This window comes from Pseudoalteromonas sp. JC28, assembly GCF_013319255.1.
Lineage (GTDB): Bacteria > Pseudomonadota > Gammaproteobacteria > Enterobacterales > Alteromonadaceae > Pseudoalteromonas.
Map to the genome: position 1 here is coordinate 322730 of NZ_QOKX01000006.1, position 24320 is coordinate 347049.

Below are 24320 nucleotides of genomic sequence, written 5' to 3' on the forward strand. Positions count from 1 at the left end.
TGAGATGCAAAAGTTAGATGGTGTCATTCGGTATGCTCTACAAGGCAGCTTGCCAACGATTATCTTCTTGTGCGCTGTGGTACTTGGATTATTTGCATTGCAAATGACACCACGAGAGGAAGAACCACAAATAGTGGTGCCTATGCTGGATATTCATGTGTCGGTACCAAATACTGCCTCACCAGAAGTGGCACGATTGGTCACCACTCCACTTGAAAAGTTACTGCTGCAAATTCCGGGCGTTGAACACGTCTATTCTACGACCCAAACCGGCGGCACGGTTGTTACTTTAAGATTTCATGTGGGTGAAGACAGAGAGAAAGCCATTCTCAACACCTACACTAAGCTGTATGCCAACCAGCATACTATGCCGGGAATTGTCACTCAGTGGCAGATCCGCCCAATAGAAGTCGATGACGTTCCGATTCTTATGCTTGGACTGACAAGTTCCAAGCCGCAACTATATGATGACTACGCACTAACGCGTTTTGCACAAGAGCTAGCTATCCAGTTACAGAGCATTGCAGATACCAGCGAGGTTTCAGTTATTACCGGGCGCACGAGAGCACTTAGGGTTGAGTTGAACTTAGCTGCGCTTGCCGCACATCAAACAACACCAATGGATGTTTTAGGTGCTATCCAAAGTAGTAATCTAGTGACACGAGTCGGGCAAGTGACGGCAGGCAGTAACACAATTGCCTTTGAATCAGGTGATGTCCTTCGTAATAAGTCGGCACTTGAAGGGCTCACGGTAAATGTAATTAATGGTCGTGCCATTGTTTTAAAAGAAGTTGCTCGGGTTATTGATGGTCCTAGTGAGCCCGATAGCTATCAGTGGTTAGCAAGCAGCGACAGCCAGGCTGATGCACCATTAGTGACGATTGGCGTGGCGAAGCAAAAGGGAAGTAATGCGGTAACGGTTGCAGAGCAAAGTTTAGCGCTTGTGACCCAGCTACAACAGGAGCTCCTTCCTGCTGAGGTATCGGTAAAAGTACTAAGAAACTATGGTGAGACGGCCAATGACAAAGTCAATAATCTTACCTCTAGCTTGGCCTTTGCGGTATTTACCGTTGTGATATTTGTCGGTGTATTTTTAGGTTGGCGGCCTGCCATCGTTGTTGGTCTTGCAGTGCCAATTTGCTATGGCATTACACTTGGGTTGGACTTTGCGTTTGGTTACACCATTAATCGGGTCACCTTGTTTGCGCTTATTTTGTCGCTGGGATTGTTGGTCGATGACCCAATCACTGGGATTGATAATATTAGCCGCTTTATTCATCGCGGCGCGGCAGCTGACACAGATCATAACATTGTCGCTGCTATGGTCGAGATCAAATCTGCGCTTTTGATGTCAACGTTAACTATCATCATGGCGTTTATTCCATTGGCGTTTATTACTGGCATGATGGGCCCATATATGGCACCCATGGCATTTAACGTCCCCATTAGTGTCATTGCCTCGATGTTAGTGGCTTTTTTAGTGACGCCTTGGCTATCTAAAAAGCTACTCAAAGCGGATTCAAAAACAAGTGAAGTCGCGCCTCAAGACTCGTACTACAGCAAAATCATGCTGCCAATTTTACAAAACCCCCGCAAAGCCAAATGGTTATTATGGGGTGTGTTAGGGTTATTTGTTGCAAGTGTGAGCCTCCCTATTTTTAGGGCCGTACCACTGAAATTGCTGCCGTTTGATAATAAAAGTGAAATCCAAGTATTGATAGATATGCCCGAGGGAACCAGCCTTGAGCAAACGGCCGCAATGACGAGGCAAGTACAGCAAATCGTTTGGTCAGAAGCTGAAGTGACCGACATCGCCGCTTTTGTCGGCAAGCCTTCCAGTATGGATTTTAATGGTATGGTGCGAGGCTATTATCGTCGTAGTGGTACGCATCTTGCCGAACTTAGGGTGTTACTGGTGGATAAACGTGAACGCGAACATCAATCTCACGCCATCGTCATGCGACTGCGTGAAAAGCTTCAGCCTTTTAACCAAACTTTGACGCAAGTAAAAGTGGTGGAAGTGCCGCCGGGACCTCCGGTATTAAGTACACTCGTTGCTGAGGTTTATGCAGATCCGTTTGTTGCTCGTGAAACGCAAGAGCAAGCAGCCCAGAGGTTAGCACATCGTTTAAGGCAGGAGCCACATGTGGTTGAGGTTGACACCTCAATGGCTTCGCCAACATGGCTAAAGCGGTTTGTGGTTGATAAACAAAAGGCTGCGTTATCAGGTGTGGCCACAGAGGATATTAATCAATCTTTAGTGGTTGCAAGCAGCGGCATGTCAGCAGGCTTTTTATATACTCAAGGTGAGGTCGCAATGGTGCCTATCGAGTTAGGTGTGAGTTACGCGCAGCGTAATCAATGGCAAAACGTATTGGCGATGCAAGTTCGTGGTCGTCAGGAGTTGGCTAAAACCACTCAAGAATACGGCTTAGAGCAGGCTGCGAGACCCCTTGTGGCGATTGGTGAACTGGGCGAATTAACATCTATTCCTACGGCTCCCGTGATCCTTCGAAAAGACCTACAAGAGGTGATTTATGTGTTTGCGGAGCTAAATGGCCGCACGCCAGCTGAGGTGATTGCCGATGTGGTTGCGGATGAAAACCAACAGATAACACCGAGCAATTGGGCATCTCGCACCTTTTTACACAGTGGCGGAGGAGTCACTTGGTCAATGTTTGAAGGAACCCATTATACCTTTAAAGGCGAAGGTGAATGGCGCATTACCATAGATGTGTTTAGAGATATGGGGATCGCATTTGCATTTGCACTGGTGGCGATATTTATCATCCTGCGGGTACAAACGGCATCTAGTAGCTTATCACTTATCATTATGTCGGCTATTCCCCTCACTATGATAGGGATTATGCCGGGTTTTTGGTTACTCAACCAGTTTGGTGAGCGTGTGGTTTCAGGTGCGCCAGAGCCCGTGTTATTTACAGCGACCGCGATGATAGGGATGATAGCGCTGGCCGGAATAGTGGTGAGAAATTCCCTGATTTTGGTGGAGTTTATTAATCAGTCTCGAGCGGCTGGTATGGCACTTATCGATGCATTGATTGCGGCGGGAAGTGTAAGAATGCGACCGGTATTACTTACAGCAGGTACGACGTTATTAGGCAATTTAGTGATTATCTTAGATCCCGTTTTTAGTGGCCTCGCCCTTGCTATTATCTTCGGGATCATTGCTTCAACGTTATTTTCACTGTTGGTCGTGCCTATCGTTTACTATTTAGTATTCAAATCATCATCGACACCTAATCAACCCCTTAATGCCTCATCAGTTCAGGAGTCTTCTCATGTCTCGTAATAAAATCTTTATTCCTGTTCTTGCTATTTTTTGCCTATTATTGATGGTCGTATGGCTCGCTGGTGGATTCCAAAATAAGCTAGCTCCGGGCAATAAGTCCGAACTTCCCGCCTATCAAGGAACACGTTATACAGTACAAAAGTCGCTGATTGCGATGATTGAACAAGTTCCCGCGAGTGTGGTCGCAAAAGAAAATACGTTAGTGTCCAGTCGGTTATTGGCGGAGCTTAAAACGCTTAACGTCAGAGCCGGTGATAAAGTCACTGCGGGACAGCTGATAGCAACACTCGATGATGCAGAGCTTAAAGCAGAGCTGCAAAGAGTGGCAGCGCAGCAAGCGGCAAATTCAGCCAAGCTAGAGCAAGCAACTAAGCAGTTAGTACGCAATAAATCTCTTAATGAAAAAGGGCTTATCGCGATTAACCAAGTGGATGAGTGGCAAGCCACAGTGAACGAGTTACAAGCGCAAGATAAGGCATTGCAAGAAGCGTATCGTAGCGCTGAAGTCGCGCTGGGTTACACGCAAATCACAGCCCCTATTTCGGGTAAAGTGGTGGCGCGCTTACAAGAGCCGGGCAGCATGGTTAGCCCCGGTGGCGCCATTATTTCGTTATTCAACCCATTACAATTGCAGATTGAAGCGCCAATTCGCGAGAGCCAAGTTAAGCATATTCAGCTAGGAAGCGAGATTAAGGTACGCATACCTGCGCTAGACATAAGCCAAACCGCGCGAGTGTCGGAAATGGTGCCAATTGCCGACAGCCAAGCGCGCAGCTTTATTATTAAACTGGATATGCCTTTGCTGCAAAAAGTGGTGCCTGGCATGTACGCGCTGGTTGAACTTGTGCTTGGCGAGCAGGCGGTTATCCAAATTCCAACTAATATGATCAGCAAGTATGGTCAATTGGCGATGGTTGAGGTAATAGAAATTGGCCAGCTTCACAAACGCTACCTCAGGTTGGGCGAAGAGACAGGTAATAAAACGATTGTTATTAGTGGCCTAAACGAAGGTGATCAGCTAGCTGTGCAGCGATAGTTAGCTGATCCGAACTTTTAAATAAAGGAAGCGATTTCGGCGAGTGATTTTTTCACTGTTGCGTGCTCTGGAATAGTTGCATCATCACTTGGATAACCCGCAATCAATAACATATAAGGACGTTCGTTATCTTTATCTCTACCGCACAACTCGCTTAAAAAGCTCATAGGTTTAGGTGTATGGGTCAGTGTGGCAAGTCCTGCATTATGCAGAGCTTGGATAAGAAACCCAGTAGCGATCCCAACCGATTCATGGACATAGTAGTTGGTATTTTTGTCTTCCGCGTGGATCCCACCTTTTTTCTGACTAAAAATAGCGATAAGCCAAGGTGCATGTTCTAAGTAGGGTTTTTGTGCATCTGTGCCCAAAGGCTTTAGTGCGTCCAGCCACTCATCTCCCGCACGGCCTTGGTAAAACGAGCGCTCGAGGTCTTCGGCTGCAGCTCGGATCTGTTTTTTCTTTTCTGCGCTGCCAATCGCCACGAAATGCCATGGCTGATGATTTGCACCACTAGGGGCAGTGCCCGCTGCTTTGATACAAGTTTCGATGATTTCTTGCGGTACTGGGCGGTCGCTAAAAGCACGGATACTATGACGTCTCTTACTGTTCTCCAAGAATGCTTCCGCACGACTTAGCATTTCCTCGTGAGGGTATTCAATAAAATCCGTCAATGGGTGGTTGGCGTGATCTTGCATGTTAGTTTTCCTTGGGTGTTGTAAACTAAGAATGCTTCTTAGTGTTTCAGTGTTTACTTTTATTTGCAATTGATATGTTTATGTTAATTGTCACTAACCTAGGGAAATGTTATAAAAAGGACAATAATAAAAATCCGGACAGGAAATAAAAATGCTCGAAATCTCAGGACTTTCAAAAACCTATGACAATGGCGTTCATGCTTTGAGAGGTGTAAACCTGACTATTCCAAAGGGAATGTTTGGTTTACTCGGACCTAATGGCGCTGGTAAATCTTCGTTGATGCGCACGATTGCCACATTACAGTCGGCAGATGCAGGCACTATACAGTTCGATGGTGTAGATGTTTTAAAGGAGCCAAAGGCACTTCGTGCACGTTTAGGCTACCTGCCGCAAGACTTTGGTGTTTACCAACGCGTTAGTGCGTATGATTTATTGGATCATATGGCAATCCTAAAAGGGTTAAATAATAAAAAAGAGCGTAAAGAAGCCGTTGACGGATTGCTCGCACAAACTAACTTATATGATCACCGTAAAAATGCGGTAAGCGGATTTTCCGGAGGTATGCGTCAACGCTTTGGTATAGCACAGGCACTGCTTGGCGACCCTGATTTACTCATTGTGGATGAGCCGACGGCGGGACTAGACCCAGAAGAACGTAATCGTTTCCACAATCTACTCGTTGGCTTAGGTGAGAGTAAAGTAGTCATCTTATCAACGCATATTGTAGAGGATGTGTCTGAGCTATGTCCGAATATGGCTGTATTGGCGAGCGGACAAATTTTACTTGAAGGTAATCCTATTGCACTCACGGAGCAGCTACAGGGAAAAATCTGGCGTAAGTCGGTCACACTTGCAGAAGCGAAAGAAGTAGAGCAAAACTTACCGGTTATTTCTAAGCGCTTATTCGCGGGCCAGACCTTACTTAATGTATTTGCTGATCAAGCACCTGAAGGCTTTGAAGCGGTACCAGCCGATTTAGAGGACGTCTATTTTTCTACTCTGCATACTCATCGAAATAATCAAGCAGCGTAAGGAGTAGGCAGATGCTATTTAAAATGATGCGTTTTGAGCTACGGTATTTTGTCCGTCAGCCTTCCTTTTATGTGACTTCTCTGATTCTATTTTTACTCACCTTTTTTGCGTCAGTTTCGGACTCAGTACAGATTGGTGGTGGCAGTAACGTCAATGTAAACTCGCCCTATGCCATCTTGCAAACCGTTGCCATCATGACCATTTTTTCCATCTTTTTGGTGGTTAACTTTGTTGGTAGTGCGGTAATAAGAGACGATCAAAGTAAGTTCAGTGAGCTTATTTTGAGTAAGCCTTTGCACTTAGCTCAGTACCGATTGGGTCGTTTTCTCGGCGCTTATCTTGTTACTTTACTAGTATTTTCAATGTGTTTAGTGGGGATCTGGGTAGGCTCAGGCATTGGTGGTTTAGTCGGTTGGCTAGATACCGAACTGATTGGGCCTAATAAACTCAACTATTACTTAACGCCACTATTTGTCATCGCGGCCCCTTCACTGTTCTTTATGGCGAGCCTATTTGCGCTGGTGGCGCAAAAATTTAGAACCATGATAGCAATGTACTTAGTTGCTGTGGGTTTGTTTGTGACTTATCTTGTGGCAAATAGTATTTTTTCAGATATTGAATACCGTACTATTGCTGCGTATTTAGACATGTTTGGCCTATCAGCTATTTCGGCGCAATCAGAATATTGGACCATTGCAGATCGCAATACGTCAGTCATAAGCCTAGTTGATGAACTGCTCTATAACCGCTTAATTTGGATGTCAGTTGCACTGCTCAGTTTAGGTGTTTTAGCCTTAAATACTTCTCATTATTTACCGCAAAAACAAAAAACCAAGAGTAAAGCCAAAGAAGATGGTAACCAAGCGTCGGCATTGCTGAATCGTTTTGATTTTAAAGCGAGCGTAGGTAGTAGTTGGGTGCACTTTTGCACCAGAACCACTTTTGAAGTAAAGCAAGTGCTTAAAAGCTACCCATTCTTAGTGTTATTAATTTTGGCGGTGGCAACCTTAATACCTGCATTGGTTGGCTCATTTAATTGGTATGGCACAGAAGTATGGCCAGTGACCTTTAGAATGGTGGAGCTTATCCATGGGAGCTTCTGGCAATTATTGGTCATTGTATTGGTGTATTACAGCGCTGAGCTGGTATGGCATGACCGTGATTCGCGAATGGGAGACATTGTTGACTCTTATCCTGTTGCAAACTGGGTATTTTGGGGCTCTAAATACATAGCCTTAGTTGCGGTGATGACGCTGCTATGTGTATTTGGTAGCTTGATCACCATTAGCTATCAACTATTGTCGGGTGTGACACAGATAGATCTTGCCCAGTATATTGTGCGCTTGGGATATTTATATGTGTTAGGTTTTGCCTTCCAAACCACCTTAGCATTTTTGATACAGGTGATGAGTCCAAGCAAATATATGGGTATGGGAATATATGTCGTTTATTTCATTATTTCGATAGTCCTGACCAACTTTGGTTTTGAGCACAATATGTACCACTTAGGCGAAACTTCCCCAGTGCCGTACTCAGATATTAATGGTTATGGTCATTTCCTCAGTGCGGCACATTGGTACAATTTGTACTGGTTTGGTTTTAGCATGATATTAGCGACACTAAGCTATGCACTTTGGCCTCGTGGTGCAGGACAAACGCTGAAAGCACGCATTTCACTGATGGGCTATCAGTTAGGTAACGCTGGTAAAGCATTATTGGCTTGTGGTGCTTTAATATTCGTGGGTAGTGGCAGCTACATCTACTACAACACGCAAGTGGTCAATGAGTTTATCACGCAGGATGAAGCTGAAGATATCGCAGAGCTATATGAGCAACAATTTTCCCAGTATCGTGATGACCCTGTACCTATCACGTTAGATGTACAGCTCAATGCTGAGATATTTCCAAAGACACGTCGTATTGAAGCGCAGGTAAAGCTGTTGGTTGAAAACCGCTCAGATAAAGAGATTGCTCGCTTCTTGGTCAATAAACCTGATCATACATTAGAGTGGCAAGTTGAAATGGCTGGCGCTACGCTTGCTGAAGAGGATAAAACCTTTAAGCATGCTTGGCTTGAGCTTTCACAACCAATGACACCGGGTGAGCAGCGTGTAATTACGATGTCAGTCGTACGCCAAACGCTTGGCTTTGTAGATAGAGGCTATGATGAAACTTTGGTGAACAATGGTACCTTCATTGATAACGCGACCTTGTTCCCGACATTTGGTTATAACATCTATAAGCAAATTCAAGACAAAAGTGAGCGTCGTCAGCGCAGCCTTGAACCACTAAAACGTGGCAATAAGATTGAAGAAACACACTATCATCATGAGCCATTGTTTGCTGAAAATTTCGTCACATTCGCCGCAACGGTGACGACGGATGAATCGCAAGTTGCGATGGTGCCGGGTTATTTGCAATCAAAATTCAGCAAAGACGGCCGCACGACCTATGTCTATGAAATGGATGCTCCAATGCTGCACTTCTATAACATCTTGTCGATGGATCTTGAGGTGAAACGAGAAGAGTACAAAGGCATTGCGCTCGAGGTTTACTACCATAAAGACCATGCTTGGAATGTAGACACTATGTTGCAGTCGACTAAAGACTCTATTGATTATTTCACTCGAGAGTTTGGGCCTTACCAACATAAGCAAATGCGTATTATCGAGTTTCCTCGTTACCGAGACTTTGCGCAAAGTTTTGCCAATACAGTGCCTTACTCGGAGAATATTGGCTTTTTAACGGACACCCGTAATCCTGACAATATCAATGTACCTTACTATGTGACGTCACATGAGCTGGCACACCAGTGGTGGGCGCATCAGGTAATTGGTGCTAATGTGGAGGGATCAAATATCCTGTCGGAAATGTTGTCGCAATATTCTGCCATTATGGTGATGAAAGAAAAGTACGGCGAGCATAATCTCCGTAAATTCTTGAAGTATGAACTAGACACCTATTTAAGTGGGCGAGGTTCTGATCCGTATGAAGAGCGGGCGCTATCCAGAACAGTCGGTCAGCAGTACATTCACTACAATAAAGGTTCTGTTGTGATGTTAGCGCTGCACGATTTACTTGGAGAAACGCGACTCAATAGCGCATTAAGAAGCTTCTTAAATGACTATCGTTTTAGAACAGATATCTACCCAACGACACTCGACTTTTTGACTTACTTAAAAGCGGGGGCTTCAGAGCAAGAACAAGTATTTATCGAAGATCAGTTCAATGCGATTACGTTGTATGAGCTTAAGCTTGCGGGTGTTGAAGTGCAAGAAGCGACGCAAGCGGGAGAGCTACATACGGTGACCTTAACGGTTGAGGCGGCGAAAAAGCATGCAGATGGTGAAGGTAACGAAGAAGAAATCCCGCTTAATCAAGAGATTGATATAGCCTTATTCTCTGCCGATCCTAACAACATTCAAAGTGACGAAACGCTGTTATATCTACAAAAGCACGTCATCACATCGGGTGAAAATAAGATTGAGTTGAAAGTAACAGAGTTACCGAAATTTGCGGGAGTTGATCCGTTTGTAAAACTGATTGATAAGAAAACCGCCGATAACATCAAGTCACTCTAATGGATATATAGGTAGGAGAGGGCTTTTCGAAAGCCCTCATTCGTTTTTAAAGGAAAGTTATGCCAGATTTATTGCAAGTAACAGGGGTGTCGAAGCAATATGTTTCGGTAAAAGCAGTAGACAATCTAAGTTTTAGCGTTAAACAAGGTGAGATCTTTGCATTACTGGGCCCCAATGGTGCGGGTAAATCATCTCTCGTGAGAATGTTGGTTGGATTTACCTATCCAGATAGCGGCACAATCGCTGTGAATATTGATGGGCAAGCATATCAATCAATCCCTCATCAAAGTTTAGGTTATCTCCCAGAAGATAGAGGGCTTTACGCTGAAAAAACCGTGCAGCAGAATTTGCTCTATTTTGCCAAGCTACGCGGTGTTGAGAAAAACGCAGCGCTAGCACAGATTGAGTCTTGGCTAACACAGTTTGACTTAAGTGATAGAGCGCATGAGCGGTTGAAATCGTTGTCAAAAGGCAATCAGCAAAAAGTACAGTTAATATCGGCAGTATTGCACAAACCCAAGGTTGTATTGCTTGATGAGCCTTTCTCTGGTCTTGACCCCATCAACCAAGAAAAGGTGGTGGTGTTTTTAGAAGCGTTAAAAGCACAAGGCATGACGGTTATTTTAAGCGCACATCAGATGGCGATGGTGGAAAAGCTTGCCGATCGAATGCTGTTAATGAATCACGGGCAAGCCGTGCTTTATGGCACGTTAGCCGAAATAAAACAGGACGTTGGTGTTGGCATCGACATCACAGTGAGTTTCAGTGAAGCAACGAACTACGCAGAGCTCAATTTAGGCAACTACAGGGTGGCTTGTACTCAATTAAGTCAGAATAAAATTAAGTTTGAGTTGAGTGACTCCTCAGAGCTTAATTTGCTGCTCGCCGATTTGTCTAAATCAACGACTTTGCAAGGAATAGAAACCAAAACCATGGACTTACATCAACTCTATCTAAAAGCAATCGAATCCCATCAAGGCAAAGTGCAATCTCAGGAGAATGCCCATGTCTCATAAGCTGCAACAGATACTGCAAGTGACCAAATGGGAGTTTATGTACTTTTTTAAACTCAAGCAGGAGTTGATCGGTAAAGCAATTATGCTGGCGATAGGTTTGCTTATCTATTTTTGGCAAAGCACTTCGTTTTTTGAACCTGAGCAATATGTTATCGCAACACCATCCGCTATGAACTTAACTCAGCTACCTGAGCCTTTGCTTCTAAAGCGAGTTGATGCTTCAAAAGCTGAACTTCTGACTCAGTTAGAACAAGAGGAAATTGACGGTATTTTGATACTTCAAGCCCAAACGGGTGAGGCGTTACAGTTTGAACTGATTACCACAGGTAAAATGTCTTGGCAGAATGAAGTTGAGGTAGCGCTTAAGCAGTTTTACAGCAACGAACTCGCACAGAGCTTTAATTTATCTGCCGCTCAGCTCGCCTTGTTACAGCAACCTGTGAGCGTTTCCAATCAATACACCAAGGATGCGGTTAAGGAGGCACACAACCAGTCTTCGATGACAGCATTTGGCGTGATGCTATTGATGCTCATCGGTATTTTTACGTCATTTGGACAGATCTTCGTGTCTATCACCGGAGAAAAGCAGCAGCGTGTTACCGAGCAATTATATTCTTGTATGAATGCGCAAACTTGGATTGACGGCAAAATATTTGGCCAAATGCTTCATTGTCTAAAGGCGATGTTAAGTACGTTATTTTCATTTTTGTTGGCGATGGCTTTTATACAAGTCGTTGTAAAAAACGAAGCCTTGGACTTTACGATGATAGACTTTGCAATGTTGCCTTGGTTTACCCTGTTTGCGATAGTAGGTCTTTATATGGCAACAGCCTTTATGGCAGCAATAGCCGCAGCTATTGACGATCCTAACCATAGTGGCAAGACAGGATTTATGATGATCCCTATATTGCCAATTGTTATCGCGTTTATGATTGTTGATAGTCCTAGCAGCCTTGCCGTGGATATTTTGAGTCTTTTCCCGCTTACCGCATTTGTAGTGATGCCAGTAAAAATGGCGTTAATTGAAGTACCCATTTGGCAAGTGTTATGTGCGTTGGTCAGCGCATTACTTGGTTGCTACCTTATTCGTGTTGCTGCGGGACGATTGTTTAAAGCGGGTATGGTGATGTATGGCAAGGAACCCTCAATTAAGGATATGGTGCGCTGGGTCTGTAAACCGGAATAATACCGTTTATATGATAACTTGCTAGCTCAAGGCTTTGGTTATGGTACGCTCCATAACCGGAGCTTGTGGCCATACAGAGAGGGTGAAATGTATCAACACATTGATAGTGAAAACAATAAAATAAGTCTACCAGCGGGAAAAATCGTTTGTGTTGGTAGAAACTACGTAGCGCACGCGAAAGAGCTAGATAACCCTATTCCAAGCAGTCCACTGTTGTTTATCAAACCAGCAACGAGCTTAGTACCATTTAATAATGAAATGAAGTTGGACGCCGCACTTGGCGAACATCATTATGAGGCAGAGCTTGCACTATTGGTAGGCACCAAAATCGATGCAAAAACCCCAGCGCCTCTCAAGCATATCGCCGGAATTGGGCTGGCACTCGATTTGACATTACGAGACTTACAAAGTGAGCTAAAAGCACAAGGGCACCCGTGGGAGCGGGCAAAGGCCTATGATAATAGTTGCCCAGCGACGCCTTTTGTACCATGTGATGAAAACACCTTTGCTGAGTGTATTGAATATCGTTTTTGGCAAAATGGAGAGCTTAAACAACATGGCGACTCTAGCTTAATGATTTTTCCAATCGCTGAGTTGCTAAAGGACATTGCTCGTTACTTTACGCTTCAGCCAGGAGATATTGTCTTAACAGGAACGCCAAAAGGGGTAGGGAGCCTAGCGCATGGCGATGAACTTACGCTGCAGCTGAAAAGCCATACTCCTTGGCATGGCAAAGTTGCGATAGATTAGCTTCTCGCTTTTATGTACATCGCTGCGTAGTCTGTTACGACTGCGCAGCAACGAGCTCAGCTTCCGGTTGATTGATTGTGCTCGAGCAACACAGCATGATAGCAACGAGTGAAATTACGCCTAATATTATCCAGCTGATAGTCAGGCTGACGTAGCCCAACAGTAAAGCGGTTAATGCAGAGCCGAGCAAGCCACCAAAGCGAGTGGTCAGTGACATTATTGACTCCACACTAGCTCGCACGTTATCGCTACTCAGTTGATGTTGTAGTTGCAGTTGTGCCGGTTGCGCTAGTCCCATACAAAGATAAAAGCACAGCAGGGCTACAATCAGTAATGGTAGTGACGTAACCCAAGCAAGTAACAGCACAAAGGCTAATTTGGCGAAATGAGCGAACGCCATGACATACCCTAAGCGTTGGCCAAATAGAGAACAGATCGGAGCGCTGATCGCAGCAGCGACGCCATTTAATAAAAACCCAGCTGCCATCATTGCTGGGAATATCCACGCAATAGAGTCAACTGGTGCACTACTATAGCGCTCTGCTAGAGCAGGCCAAAACTTCTCTATGCTACTGGCAACAGGAATTGCAAAAACAATCACCAACAGCAGCCTTTGCATACCACTTTGCTTACAAGTTGCCAGCATGGCCTTAGCTTGGCTAATCAGTCCTTTCTCAACCACCTCTTGCTGAGGTCTCGTTGACTCTTTCACCACGACAAAAGTACATGCAAATACCACACACAATACCGCTATCGAAACCAAGATTAAGGCTTGATACAAGTGGTTGAGCTGTTGTGTTGGGCTAGTCGCAAACGCCAAAAAGAGGGCGGCAAATAAAGCGGCACTGGCGCCGATAAGATAGCCAATACCATACACTTTACCGAACCCCTTATTCAGTGGCTCATCTCCTTCAAGCTTTTGATAAGTTTCAACAAACCATGCGTTGAGCGTGCCAGTTAACGACGCCTGACTTAATCCCCAGCATGCCATGGCTAAGCAGACGTGCCAAAAGTCTTCACTCAACAATAAAAGTAAGTTGCATACAGCGGCAAACACTAAAGAAGCTAAAAATACTTTGCGGCGACCAATGGCATCTGCCGCAATACCACTTGGTACTTCACACACCACGATAGTGATAGCCATGACTACCATAGCTAAAGCCACATCTTGCAATGCTAGGCCTAAGTTCAGCATGTAAGGCGTAAAAATAGGGAGCACCAGCATACTGGCAAACATAGTTAACCCAAGGTGGATGCCGTATCGTGTAGCAAATAGTGAACGAGTCATGCGCGTTGCTCCACAGTGGTTGCGGCGCTATTCGTTTGCTGCATTAACGCATTAATGTGTGACGCGATGATGGATAAGTCTTTAGCGTCGGTCATGATTTCATCGTGTGCACTTTCAAGTGTAATATAGTCTGCATTGGCAAGTAAATTTTCAAAACCATTTCTGTCACTTGCAAATGTCCGCTTATACAGCGCAGGTATGTCTTCCACTTGATGGATCAACCTCAGTGCCGGAAGTGGAATGGCCTCATCACTGACATGATCGGCGATAAAGAAGCTCACAGGGAAGGTAAACGCCGTCGCGCTTTGAAAGTATTGAGTAAAGTCTAAAAATGCTCGAGCGATGGGTTTAGCGTCATCGTCTTGCGAGCGAATATACTCTTCTTCAGCGGCCTGACGCGCTGTTGAAGTAAGCCTTGGTAAGACGGGGTCAATCAAAAAGCAATGGACAATTTCTCTACCCATTTCGGCCAAGTAACGCGCCACTTCCAGTGACAATGCCGCACCTTCACAAAAGCCACCCAAGTAAAGTGGGCCAGTTGGCGATACCTCTGTAATACGCTGAGCATAATAGCGCACCATAGTATGCAAGCTGATGTGTTTGCCTGTGAACAGTTTGATATTTTCTAATGCGTGAATGCGCAGGTCGGGCGCGAGTTTTTCACACAGAGGTGCAAAGCTATCTGCGGTTGCTGCTGCGGGCATGAGGTGAAGCAGAAACTCACCCTGCGGTGCATTAAAAAAACGCGAAGGAGCGAAATGCTCATGGGCAAGCGCAGCTTCAATTGCTTGATCTTCATTCATGGTGGCAAAATCAAGTCGGGTCTGATGATCAATAAATCTTGCCAGTTGCTGCACTGATAGGTGTTCAAGGATAAGTTGTGGCGTTAGCTGCCAATTACGCTTGCTTGCTGCACCACAAAAGCTTAATAAACTAATGGAGTCGGCACCTTGCTCAGTCACTGCCGTCACACAACAAAGTGGACTCTGGCCTAAAACATCCTGCCAAATGGCCTGCACTTCCTTCTCTGTGTTGGTTTGTGGCACGACGAGTTGATGCTGCTTTAGCTCAGGTTCTGGCAACTTAGTTTTGTCGAGTTTGCCGTTGAGCGTTAACGGTAACGCTGAAAGGACAGTGAAGCTATGTGGCATCATATAACTTGGAAGTAACTTGGTAAGCTGAGTTTTACAGTGGCTGAGTGCCGCAGCTTGATCGGCCGCTGGTTTGATGACCAAATATGCATGCAGCAAGGTCTGAGCCTGCTGCTTTTTGGCAATAACCGCACAGCTATCTATATCCGCCAGCTGATTAAGGTGATGCTCAATCTCTGCCAACTCAATTCTAAAGCCTCGCACTTTGACTTGTTGGTCGCCACGGTTGATATAACACAGTTGCTGTTGTGCATTCCAATATACTAAGTCGCCCGTGCGATAGTACTTTTGCATTGAGCCAAACAGATTTAGGGATACAAACTTTTCGCTGTTGAGTGTTGGGTGATTGAGGTAACGTGCAGCCACGCCATGTCCACAAACCACTAACTCGCCGGGACAGCCAAGTGGCAGTAATTCGTTATTGCGACCGACTACAGCCACTGCTCGCCCTGGGATTGGCTTGCCGATTGCTATCTCAGACTGCTGTTTAGACATCGTTTGCACTGTGGTAAATGTGGTGCACTCAGTCGGGCCATAACCATTGATAAAGTGTTTTGGACAAGATGTGGACGCCAGCAATTTATTTACCATCGACTCTGTTAATGCTTCACCACCCACGAGTAAATGAGTCAGAGAAGCGAAAATATGCTCGTCTTGCAGCAACAAAGTGTCGAACAGTGAACGGGTTAGAAACATCGAAGTGATATTCAGCGTCTGTAATGTTGCACTGAGCTGCGCTGCAGAATTAAGGCTGTCCTGATAGCCTAAGTGCACCTCGGCACCGTTGAGTAATGCGCTCCATATCTCAAATAGAGTGGCATCAAAAGCTGGGTTTGCGAGTTGAATAAAGCTATCTTGGGGCTGATGCTGGTAACTATGATTATCGAGTGCCAAAGAGCTAATTGCGGCGTGAGAGAGCAATGTGCCTTTAGGGTTTCCTGTCGTACCTGAGGTATAAATAATCGTCGCAACTTCACTAGGTGCGATGTACATAGGCTCAAAATCGGCCGTGATATCAGTATCTTCCAGACTCGTATCACAGAAAACTTCAACGATATTGTTGTGGTTGAGTGTTGCCAATGTTTGGCTATGTTCATGCAAGGTGACTATTACGTCGGCATGACTATCACTCAGTTGATATTGATGACGCGCCACTGGGTCTTTGAGCGATAGTGTTGTGTATGCCGCGCCGATTTTTAGTACCGCCAACATGGCAATCACAAACTCAATGTCGTTTTGCATGTAGAGTGCGACGACTTTGGGTTCAGGGCAGGCTGCCAAGATTGCATTGGCAAGTTGCTTGGCTTGATTATCAAGCACTTGATAGCTCATGGTTTGATGGCGATTACTGATAGCGGCTTTATCTGGATAGCGCGCTGCTATTTCAGCAAACTGGTCGGTGATACTTGCCACGCTCGGATAGGCGTGTTGCATTCCACTTAATTGATATTGTTTTTGCTGCGCCGTGTTACTCAATAAAGGTAGGCTATAGAGAGGCTGTTGGGCGTTTTCAGCTGTTAGATATGCCTGTAAAACCGTTTGATATAACTCGAGGATCTGCTGCGCGTATGAGCTGGAAAAAAGTGCCGTGGCATAAGTTAACCCCAACTCAGTGGTTTTCCCTGCACTCAAGTGTAACGTTAAATCAAACTTCGCTTGGCACTGCTGGCTAAGATCAAGGTCAATGCTTTGCCATAAGGTATGATGTTGCTCAGGGGCAAACTGACTACTGCTAAACAACGTTTGAAATATCGGGTGCATGCTAGTGTCGAGCGGTACGTCTAAGCTATTCTTAATGGCCTCAAACGGCAAGGCCTGATGTTGTTTGGCTTGATTAACGACTTGATTAACTTGAGTGAACCAGCGCTCAAGTAACATCGTCATGTCGATATCCGCTTTAATCGGCAATGAGTTAACAAAATATCCAAGTATGTTTTGCTGCAGTGCCGTTGGACGGTTCTCGCTTGGAATACCAACAACAAATTGACGTTGATGACTGAGTAGCGCAAGGGTGTGATACCAAGCCGCAAGCCCAAGTGTATTAATACTAATGCGGTGCGTTTTCGCTGTTTGTTGTAACTTTAGGGTCGTACTTTCATCTAGCACAATGCTCTGTATCGCGCCGCGATGATCAAAGGTGGCTGGGCGCGACTGAGTTTGCGCAAGTTTTAATGGTTCGTAATCAGCCAATTGAGTTTGCCAATAACGTTGACTTGTTGCTTGTCGTTCACGTTGGCCGGGTGTTGCCATGTAATAAGCATAATCACTAAATTGTAGACTCAGAGGTCGATTTTCCCCCTCATAGAGTGACGTTAATTCTTGTAAAAACAGTCCCAAAGACCATCCGTCAAAGGCGATATGATGCCAGACAAAAAACACATGTTGTTGCTCCTTTGAGGTGATGACATAGGCACGAAATGGTCGAGAATGCTGTAAGCTAAACGGCTCGTTAAAGAAATGCTCGCACTGCTCATGCAAGTTTAGATTACCAAGCTCATGATGCGTCACGACAAACGCCTCATTGGCAGGCTGCTGTATCGTCTTTCCTTGGTGATCATAGGCCACAACCATATCTAGCGCACTGTGGCGGATCACCAGTTGTTCTATTGCTGCTGTGAGTTTTTCAATATCGCAGTGCTTGGCGATTTTGAGTAGGCATGGAATATGATAAGTACTTGCCGCGTTGCTCACTTCTTGCGTAAACAGTAGTTGTTGCTGCCCAAGCGTAAGCGGAGCGCATCGCGTTTCCAACGGCAAGATAGACAGTTCATCAAAACGAGCTTTGCTATCTATGCCTTGCCTTGTGAGGTAGCGTAACAATTGTGGCTTATTCTGTTTTAACTGCTCAACGATGGCTTGGCCTTGTAAATTCACGTTGCTAGCAATTTTTAATTTATCCTCTTGCTGCCAAACGCTTATCCCACTTTGTTTTAGTTCATAAATAAATGATTCGATCATGCGTTATAACTCCATTTCAAATTCGCAGTCTTCGCTGCTGGCGAGCGCGTTTAGCTGTTGTTCTACTTGCGTGGCAAATGCGTCAAGTTGTGGGTAAGTCAGTAAGGTCGCGACGGCAATTTCGTTGCCGAGTGCTTGACTACACAGAGCGGTAACTTGTGCTGCCTGTATCGATGAGCCACCTAAAGCAAAAAAGTCGTGTTGTAGGCCAATCTCGGAGACTTCAAGCACTTGCTGCCAAGCATTGGCGAGTTGTTGTTGTAGTTCCGTCTCTGGCGCGATATAGGTAATACTATCTTGCAGCGTTGGAATGATGAGCTGAGCGGTATCAAGTTTGCCATTTACTGTCATTGGAAGTGCGTCAATCTGTGATATCGCAGCAAGCTGCATATAGCTTGGGAGTTGTTGATTCAACCATTGGCGAAGGTCGTTCACATCACACTCAGTGTTAGCGTTAAGTACGACATAACCCAACAGCACTTTGCCTGTTTCACTTAAATGTAAGTGTGCAACGGCGTGGTCAACATCTGGATGCGCTTTGAGTTTATACTCGATTTCGCCTGGCTCAACACGGTGACCATGTAAATCCCACTGTGTGTCAGCTCTGGCAACAAACTCGAATTCACCTTGCTGATTTTTACGCACTAAGTCTCCGCTGCGGTAGAGCTTTTCCTCAGAAAAGTGGTTGTTTTCACAGCGAAGGTGATAGTCAATATAGTGTTTTGCCGTTTGCTTTGGTGACTGCCAATAGCCCAAACCGACGCAATCACCGGCGATGTATAGCTCACCCAACGCACCGTCCGGTAAAATCCGCATAAAAGGGTCCAACACATAGCATCGAGTGTTACGAATAGGCTTACCAATAGTGATAGGTGTATTGGGGTACACTTCACTAAGTGTTGCGGTGACACTTGTTTCACTTAATCCATACTCATTGAAATGATACTCTGCCAACTTGTGGCTGACTGGGTCTAAACGAGAACCACCGGCATACAATACGGTTAAGTTAATATCCGCTATCCACTTTGGAAACTGATTGATAAATACCGTAGGAATAAACGCGACGTTGACCTGTTTAGCTTTGAGATAGCGGCACAGCTGTTGTGGATCTTTGCGTATTGGCTCTGGAATGATTTCCAGTTTAGCGCCGGCAGCTAGGGCTGGGAATATCTCGCAAATGCAGGCATCAAAAACATATTCAGCATATTGGCTAGTGACTACCTGAGTATTTCCCTCTAATTTATGGGTGTTGCGCTTCTCGGTGCAGAGGTTAGCAAGGCCTTGGTAAGACAGCATCGCCCCTTTTGGTTCTCCCGTCGTCCCCGAAGTAAAGATGAGGTAAGCCAGCTTGTCTGTTGCATGAGTGTTGGCTGAGAATGGCCGTAGTTGAGCACTTTGCTGTAATGTCTGTACATCAAGAGTCAGTGTTGGCAATGCATTCCAGCTGAGTGGTGTGCGGCTAAGGAGCAGTTTTGCCTGCGCTTTTGCCATAATCTCTTGGCGACGAGCAACGGGATGATTAGCTGAGAGTGAAACAAAGGGCATGCCCGCTTTTAGCGCCGCTAGCATTGCTATGGGAGCTTCTATACCTTTATCAAAATATAATGCAACTGGTGAGCCTTCGTCATTGGTAGCAATCAACTGTGCTGCTAAGTGATCAGAAAACAAGTCTAGCTCGCGGTAACTCACGGTTTGCTCGGCGAAGCTTAATGCTGTGCGTGCTGGATACGCTGCTACTGTCTTTGCAAATTGCACTAAAAAAGCGTCATTTGGTTGTGATAATCGAGTTTCTGAGATGACTTGCTGTAAATATTTCGTACTAACTAAAGGACATTGCAGTAAAGGCTTCTCGTTGTACTGACAGAGATTTTCAAGATAACGGCAGAAAAAGTGCACAAATTGTTGGCAGCGGGAAGACTGATAACGACTGCGAGCAACAATAAGCTGACCAATCAGTTGGTCTGGCATATCTTTAATCACCAAATTCCAGTCAAACTTGGCCGGGTGATATTGGTTTTGCTGGGCGGTGTCGCTGGCGACTTCAAAATGTTGATATTGCGCTGTTGGTAGTGAGAACTGATCAAAGGTAAAAAACACTTGGAACAGTGGCGATACACCCACTTCTCGGATCAACCCAAGTTGCGCGGCAATTGACTCTAGTGGCAATTGTTGGTGAGATTTTGCCGCAAGTAACAGCGTTTGGCTTTGTCTTAGATAGTCAGAAAAACTCTTATTTAAGTCGACACGCAGCGGCATCGGTAAGGTATTAACAAAGTAACCTAGCGTATCTTTAAATGCCGAATCGCGGTTATCGGTGGGGGAGCCAACGACGATACTTTCACGACTATCCCATGCACACAATGCGAGCTGAAAAGCACACAGTAGTATGTTGTACATAGATACCTGATGTGATTTTGCCAGCTCCCTTAACTCAGCTGTTAGTGTTGCTGAGAGGGTAAAGGGGAATGCTTCACCTTGATGATCAAACAACGCCTGTCTTGGCTCATCGGTTGGCCATGGGGTGACATCAATATCAATCAAGTGTTGCTGCCAAAATGCTGCGGCATCGTCGTATTGTTGTGTTGATTGCCAATATGCATAGTCGCGAAATTGCAGTGAGGTTGGGGCAAGCGTGTGTCCTGATAGCAGCGTGTTCAGTTCATCCAACAATACTTGTGTCGACCAGCCGTCGAAGGCTATGTGATGAAATACCAGTAACACCCCAAATTCATCATCTTGGTGATACAGTCCGATCCGTAGCGGCGCATCATTCTCAAGGTCAAATGTCTGAGCGATAAATTCACTATGCGGCGTGTTTATGAGGGTTTTGCATGTTGGCACGCCTTGCTCATCTTTATATGCCCAGCGACCTTGTTGCTGTTGAGTGTAGCGGGTGCGCAAAATAGCATGACGCTCAACCAGCTGATAGATTGCGTGTTGTAACGCTTGCTGTTGTAGCTCACTTGGGCATTTAAGCTGTAAGGGGATATGAAAAGCGCCTGATTGTGTTGCTAATTGCTCACTGGTGAGCATCGCTTGCTGCTGCGCTGGCACGATGAGTTCATCAAGTGATTGTGATGTTGATGCGACCGCTAAAGGCTCGTTGGCGTTGCTAGTTTGTTGTAATACCAGTTGCGCTATCGTTTTGCTTTGCAAAAATTGACTCAAACTGATGTTAACGTTACAGCTAGAGTGCATTTTAGCCACTAATGTCATTGCACTGAGAGAATGGCCCCCTAAGGCAAAAAAGTCATCATCAATACCTACTAGCTCAACATCAAGTTGCGTCTGCCATAGAGCACAAAGCTGCTGCTCTAATGGGGTGCGTGGTGCTCGGTATGGTGTCTGTGATACCAGAGCGACGCTTGGTAAGCTGCGACTGTCCACTTTACCAGAGGCGAGCACAGGCAATTGTTCGAGCCAACACGTGGCACTTGGCAACATATAATCTGGCAACTGTGGTTGTAGCCACTTCACAACCTCGGTGTGAGAGAGGGTTTGGTCGCCAGTGAAATAAGCAATGAGATGGTTGTTTTGCTGTACTTTGACGCAAGCTTGGTTGATTTGCGAATGCAGGTTAAGTAGGTGCTCTATTTCTTGTAGCTCGATGCGATAGCCACGAATTTTTACCTGCTCATCGGCACGCCCTAAAAATTGGATCTCGCCGTTTGCCAGATACCGCGCCTGATCGCCCGTGCGATACATACGTGTTCCGTGCCAGTTAATAAAGCGCGACGCCGTCTGCTCTGCAAGGTTAACATAGCCTCGTGCGACACTCGCGCCACCAATCAGGATCTCTCCTTGACAAAAGGGTGGCAGCGCTTTGAGGTTGGCATCAACAATCTGAATATCAACATGAGGCAGTGGTACACCAATATTATTGAAATAGCGTGATTGTAGCGGCTGGTGGTTTGCTGTTGCGGTTACCGTGGTTTCGGTCGGACCATATTCAATATGAAGAAGAGGCGTCCATGCCTCCATGAGATTACGGTCACAAGGCTCACCACCGGTGATCACACGCTGTAGTGCATGATGCTGGGGCGGCGTACCAATGGCACTTAAAAATGCAGGAACTGTGACTAAGTGACTGATCCTTTGGCTAACGATAGTTTCGCTTATCATAGCTGGCGAGTTTGCACTTGCCTCATTCATGATCACCCAGCAAGCACCGTTGAGCAGCGTTAAAAAGAGTGGCTCTACGGACGCGTCGAAAAAGTACGGAGCCAGACTCAGTGTTTTTTCGCTGGAGTTAAAGTCGTAAGCCGCAGTTGCGCTTTGAACCAAAGCCTGAACTTGCCGCTGCTCTACCATGACGCCTTTTGGTTTACCGGTGCTTCCAGAAGTATAAATAATATATGCAAGTGATGAATGACACGTTGAGTTCGCTTGATCTATATCGAAAACAGGAGCTGGTTGTTGCGCTAACTCGTCAATGTTTTGCACCTCTGTGATTGCGCTAAAACACATGGCTGTATTCAAGGTTGCTTGATGACAAAGTAGCAGGTTGGCACTACTGTCTTGCAACATAAACTCACTACGTGTTTGGCCTTGCTCTGGATTGAGGGGTAAATATCCAGCACCGGCTCCAAGCGTTGCTAATATGGCGACTATCATCTCTGGACTGCGCTCAAATATCAGCGCGATAACAGGGTTTTGCTCGTGGGTTAACTGTGCTTGGAGTTGCACAGTCAGGTGCTGAACACGCGCAGCGAGTGTTTGGTAAGTAATAACCTCATCGTTGATTTGTAACGCTGGTGCATCTGGAGCTGCTGAGGCGCAGGCTAAAAATTGTTGATATAGCGATAGGGTTGAAGTTTGCTTAACTGTGGTTGCTGATGGCTTTGTGCTTGGGTGAGAAGTTGATAATTGCTCAAGAGCGACGTCGCTGTGCTCTAACTGCTGTACCAATAATTGCTGATAGGTGTGGGCAAATTGCTGTGCAAATGCATCATCAAACTTATTGGGATCAAGACTTATCTGTCCTTGCAGATTTGTATTGCTATCATCAAATGCCAGACGGAAATCACATTTAATCGGGTTATATAAAGACTCGTTAGTAAAAGCATCAACCGCTGAAAATGGTAACGCAAACTCGTCCATAAGCTCGCTGGCAAATCTCTGTACACTAAACATCAGGCTTGGCTGAGGTGAGTGTTTGCCCTCACTCAAACAGGCAACTTGTTGATCATAAGGGTAACTTTGGTATTGTTTTGCGGCGCGCACAGTCTCATGAACTTGCTTCACGAGGCTAGCAAAGCTTTGGCGATAATCTAGCTTCACTCTAAGCACTAAGGTGTTGACAAAAAAGCCAATCATTTCTTGCGTTTGCGGGTGATCTCGATTATCCGATGGCGCACCAATCACGATGTCTGTTTCACCGCTATGAAGTGCCAAAATATAACAGTAATGGGCAAGCAACACGCTGTACACTGTGGTATTTAATGATTTTGCTAGGGCACGCAATGCCTGGCTTTGCTGTGGTGAAAGTGCAAAATAGTGCGTGAGCGATTCGGTTTCGTGTGTTTGTGTAGCGAACAGCGGTGCAATTTGTGTGGCATGAGCGCCTGCAAGTTGCGTGTGCCAATAACTGTGTGCAGCGCTTTGTTCTTGCCTTTGTTGCCACTTGGCAAAGTCAAAATAGCTTAATGGCTTAATGCTTTCTCCTCGTAGCAAGCTAACTAAGTCGCGCAACATGACTCGCATTGACCAAGCATCAAAGACGATATGATGCCAAAGGAAAAGCATAAAACGCCTTTGCTCAAGCTCGATAATACAGACTCTAAAGGGAGCTTGAGTATGGAGGTCAAACGGCGTGTGGATGTGCTCTTTTACCAGTGTTTGTACATGAGCCAAAGTGGTTGCTCGGTGATACTCGACCGCTAGAGGTTGTAAGGTTGCTCGGCAGTTAAAATGCTCAGCATCGGTTTCAATTACACTCGTTAGGATCGGGTGATGGACAAGCAGCTGTGCGAGTGCCGAGATTATGTCTTGTTGCTGCGCTGGATCATTCAGCTCAACCAGCATTGGAATATGATAAGCACAGGACTTTGGTGCACGTTTGTCTACATACAGCAACCTTGCCTGGGCATTGGAAAGCGGCACTGGTTTTAATAATGGCCAACTTAAAAAGGCGGCTTCGGAGCAGATCTGGTGGGCGCTTAGTAGCGCCAATAGTTCAGCTTTATGCGCTTTGAGTGCTGTGAGCAAAGTTGGCGCTACGTTACCCTCATATCCCAGTGCCAAGGTATTTTGCTCAGACACCCACACGCGCAACTGCTGCGCGTGAAGGTCGTTCAGTAAAGATGTTAACTCCATG

At 45.6% G+C, this 24320-nt stretch carries 11 protein-coding genes; 7 read left to right on the forward strand and 4 right to left on the reverse strand.

Going from position 1 to position 24320, the window contains the following annotated elements; genetic code table 11:
• The first annotated feature begins 4 nt into the window (after nt 1–4).
• Both DS891_RS15470 and DS891_RS15475 read left to right on the forward strand, forming a co-directional pair.
• Nucleotides 5–3310, forward strand: coding sequence for an efflux RND transporter permease subunit (locus DS891_RS15470; protein WP_174170273.1), 3306 nt, complete (start codon nt 5–7; stop codon nt 3308–3310).
• On the forward strand, nt 3300–4346 hold the full coding sequence (locus DS891_RS15475; RefSeq protein ID WP_174170274.1) for an efflux RND transporter periplasmic adaptor subunit: 1047 nt from the start codon (nt 3300–3302) through the stop codon (nt 4344–4346). Before DS891_RS15470 ends, DS891_RS15475 begins: the two co-directional genes overlap by 11 nt.
• A gap of 17 nt (nt 4347–4363) precedes the next feature.
• Here the strand turns inward: DS891_RS15475 and DS891_RS15480 are convergent, their stop codons facing one another.
• On the reverse strand, nt 4364–5041 hold the full coding sequence (locus DS891_RS15480) for a nitroreductase family protein (RefSeq protein WP_010606824.1): 678 nt from the start codon (nt 5039–5041) through the stop codon (nt 4364–4366).
• A gap of 151 nt (nt 5042–5192) precedes the next feature.
• On the opposite strand from DS891_RS15480, the gene DS891_RS15485 reads away from it, so the two are divergent.
• The 5 genes from DS891_RS15485 to DS891_RS15505 all read left to right on the forward strand — a co-directional run bounded on the left by DS891_RS15485 (nt 5193) and on the right by DS891_RS15505 (nt 12607).
• Nucleotides 5193–6074, forward strand: a complete 882-nt coding sequence (locus tag DS891_RS15485; protein WP_010606823.1) for an ABC transporter ATP-binding protein — start codon at nt 5193–5195, stop codon at nt 6072–6074.
• Between the two features lie 11 nt (nt 6075–6085).
• Nucleotides 6086–9655 (forward strand): M1 family aminopeptidase, encoded by a 3570-nt coding sequence (locus tag DS891_RS15490; protein ID WP_174170275.1) that lies wholly within the window; start codon nt 6086–6088, stop codon nt 9653–9655.
• A gap of 59 nt (nt 9656–9714) precedes the next feature.
• On the forward strand, nt 9715–10671 hold the full coding sequence (locus tag DS891_RS15495) for an ABC transporter ATP-binding protein (RefSeq protein ID WP_174170276.1): 957 nt from the start codon (nt 9715–9717) through the stop codon (nt 10669–10671).
• Nucleotides 10661–11857 (forward strand): ABC transporter permease, encoded by a 1197-nt coding sequence (locus DS891_RS15500; RefSeq protein WP_174170277.1) that lies wholly within the window; start codon nt 10661–10663, stop codon nt 11855–11857. Before DS891_RS15495 ends, DS891_RS15500 begins: the two co-directional genes overlap by 11 nt.
• A gap of 87 nt (nt 11858–11944) precedes the next feature.
• Nucleotides 11945–12607, forward strand: a complete 663-nt coding sequence (locus DS891_RS15505; RefSeq protein WP_174170278.1) for a fumarylacetoacetate hydrolase family protein — start codon at nt 11945–11947, stop codon at nt 12605–12607.
• 34 nt (nt 12608–12641) lie between these two features.
• Here DS891_RS15505 and DS891_RS15510 read toward each other — a convergent pair whose 3' ends face one another.
• Genes DS891_RS15510 through DS891_RS15520 form a run of 3 tightly spaced genes read right to left on the reverse strand, consistent with a single transcriptional unit; the run spans nt 12642 to nt 24319 of the window.
• Nucleotides 12642–13895: an MFS transporter gene (locus tag DS891_RS15510; RefSeq protein WP_174170279.1), complete on the reverse strand. Its 1254-nt coding sequence runs from the start codon at nt 13893–13895 to the stop codon at nt 12642–12644.
• A complete protein-coding gene (locus tag DS891_RS15515; protein WP_174170280.1) occupies nt 13892–18004 on the reverse strand; it encodes a non-ribosomal peptide synthetase in 4113 nt (1370 codons plus the stop codon). Before DS891_RS15515 ends, DS891_RS15510 begins: the two co-directional genes overlap by 4 nt.
• Nucleotides 18005–18007: 3 nt before the next feature.
• On the reverse strand, nt 18008–24319 hold the full coding sequence (locus DS891_RS15520) for a non-ribosomal peptide synthetase (protein ID WP_174170281.1): 6312 nt from the start codon (nt 24317–24319) through the stop codon (nt 18008–18010).
• Between the last annotated feature and the right edge of the window lies 1 nt (nt 24320).

What these genes read in the sequence shown, in the direction of transcription:
- DS891_RS15485 (WP_010606823.1), top strand. Translation starts at nt 5,193, where the DNA reads ATGCTCGAAATCTCAGGACTTTCAAAAACCTATGACAATGGCGTTCAT.
- DS891_RS15510 (WP_174170279.1), bottom strand. Translation starts at nt 13,895, where the DNA reads ATGACTCGTTCACTATTTGCTACACGATACGGCATCCACCTTGGGTTA.
- DS891_RS15480 (WP_010606824.1), bottom strand. Translation starts at nt 5,041, where the DNA reads ATGCAAGATCACGCCAACCACCCATTGACGGATTTTATTGAATACCCT.
- DS891_RS15520 (WP_174170281.1), bottom strand. Translation starts at nt 24,319, where the DNA reads ATGGAGTTAACATCTTTACTGAACGACCTTCACGCGCAGCAGTTGCGC.
- DS891_RS15475 (WP_174170274.1), top strand. Translation starts at nt 3,300, where the DNA reads ATGTCTCGTAATAAAATCTTTATTCCTGTTCTTGCTATTTTTTGCCTA.
- DS891_RS15470 (WP_174170273.1), top strand. Translation starts at nt 5, where the DNA reads ATGCAAAAGTTAGATGGTGTCATTCGGTATGCTCTACAAGGCAGCTTG.
- DS891_RS15515 (WP_174170280.1), bottom strand. Translation starts at nt 18,004, where the DNA reads ATGATCGAATCATTTATTTATGAACTAAAACAAAGTGGGATAAGCGTT.
- DS891_RS15500 (WP_174170277.1), top strand. Translation starts at nt 10,661, where the DNA reads ATGTCTCATAAGCTGCAACAGATACTGCAAGTGACCAAATGGGAGTTT.
- DS891_RS15490 (WP_174170275.1), top strand. Translation starts at nt 6,086, where the DNA reads ATGCTATTTAAAATGATGCGTTTTGAGCTACGGTATTTTGTCCGTCAG.
- DS891_RS15495 (WP_174170276.1), top strand. Translation starts at nt 9,715, where the DNA reads ATGCCAGATTTATTGCAAGTAACAGGGGTGTCGAAGCAATATGTTTCG.
- DS891_RS15505 (WP_174170278.1), top strand. Translation starts at nt 11,945, where the DNA reads ATGTATCAACACATTGATAGTGAAAACAATAAAATAAGTCTACCAGCG.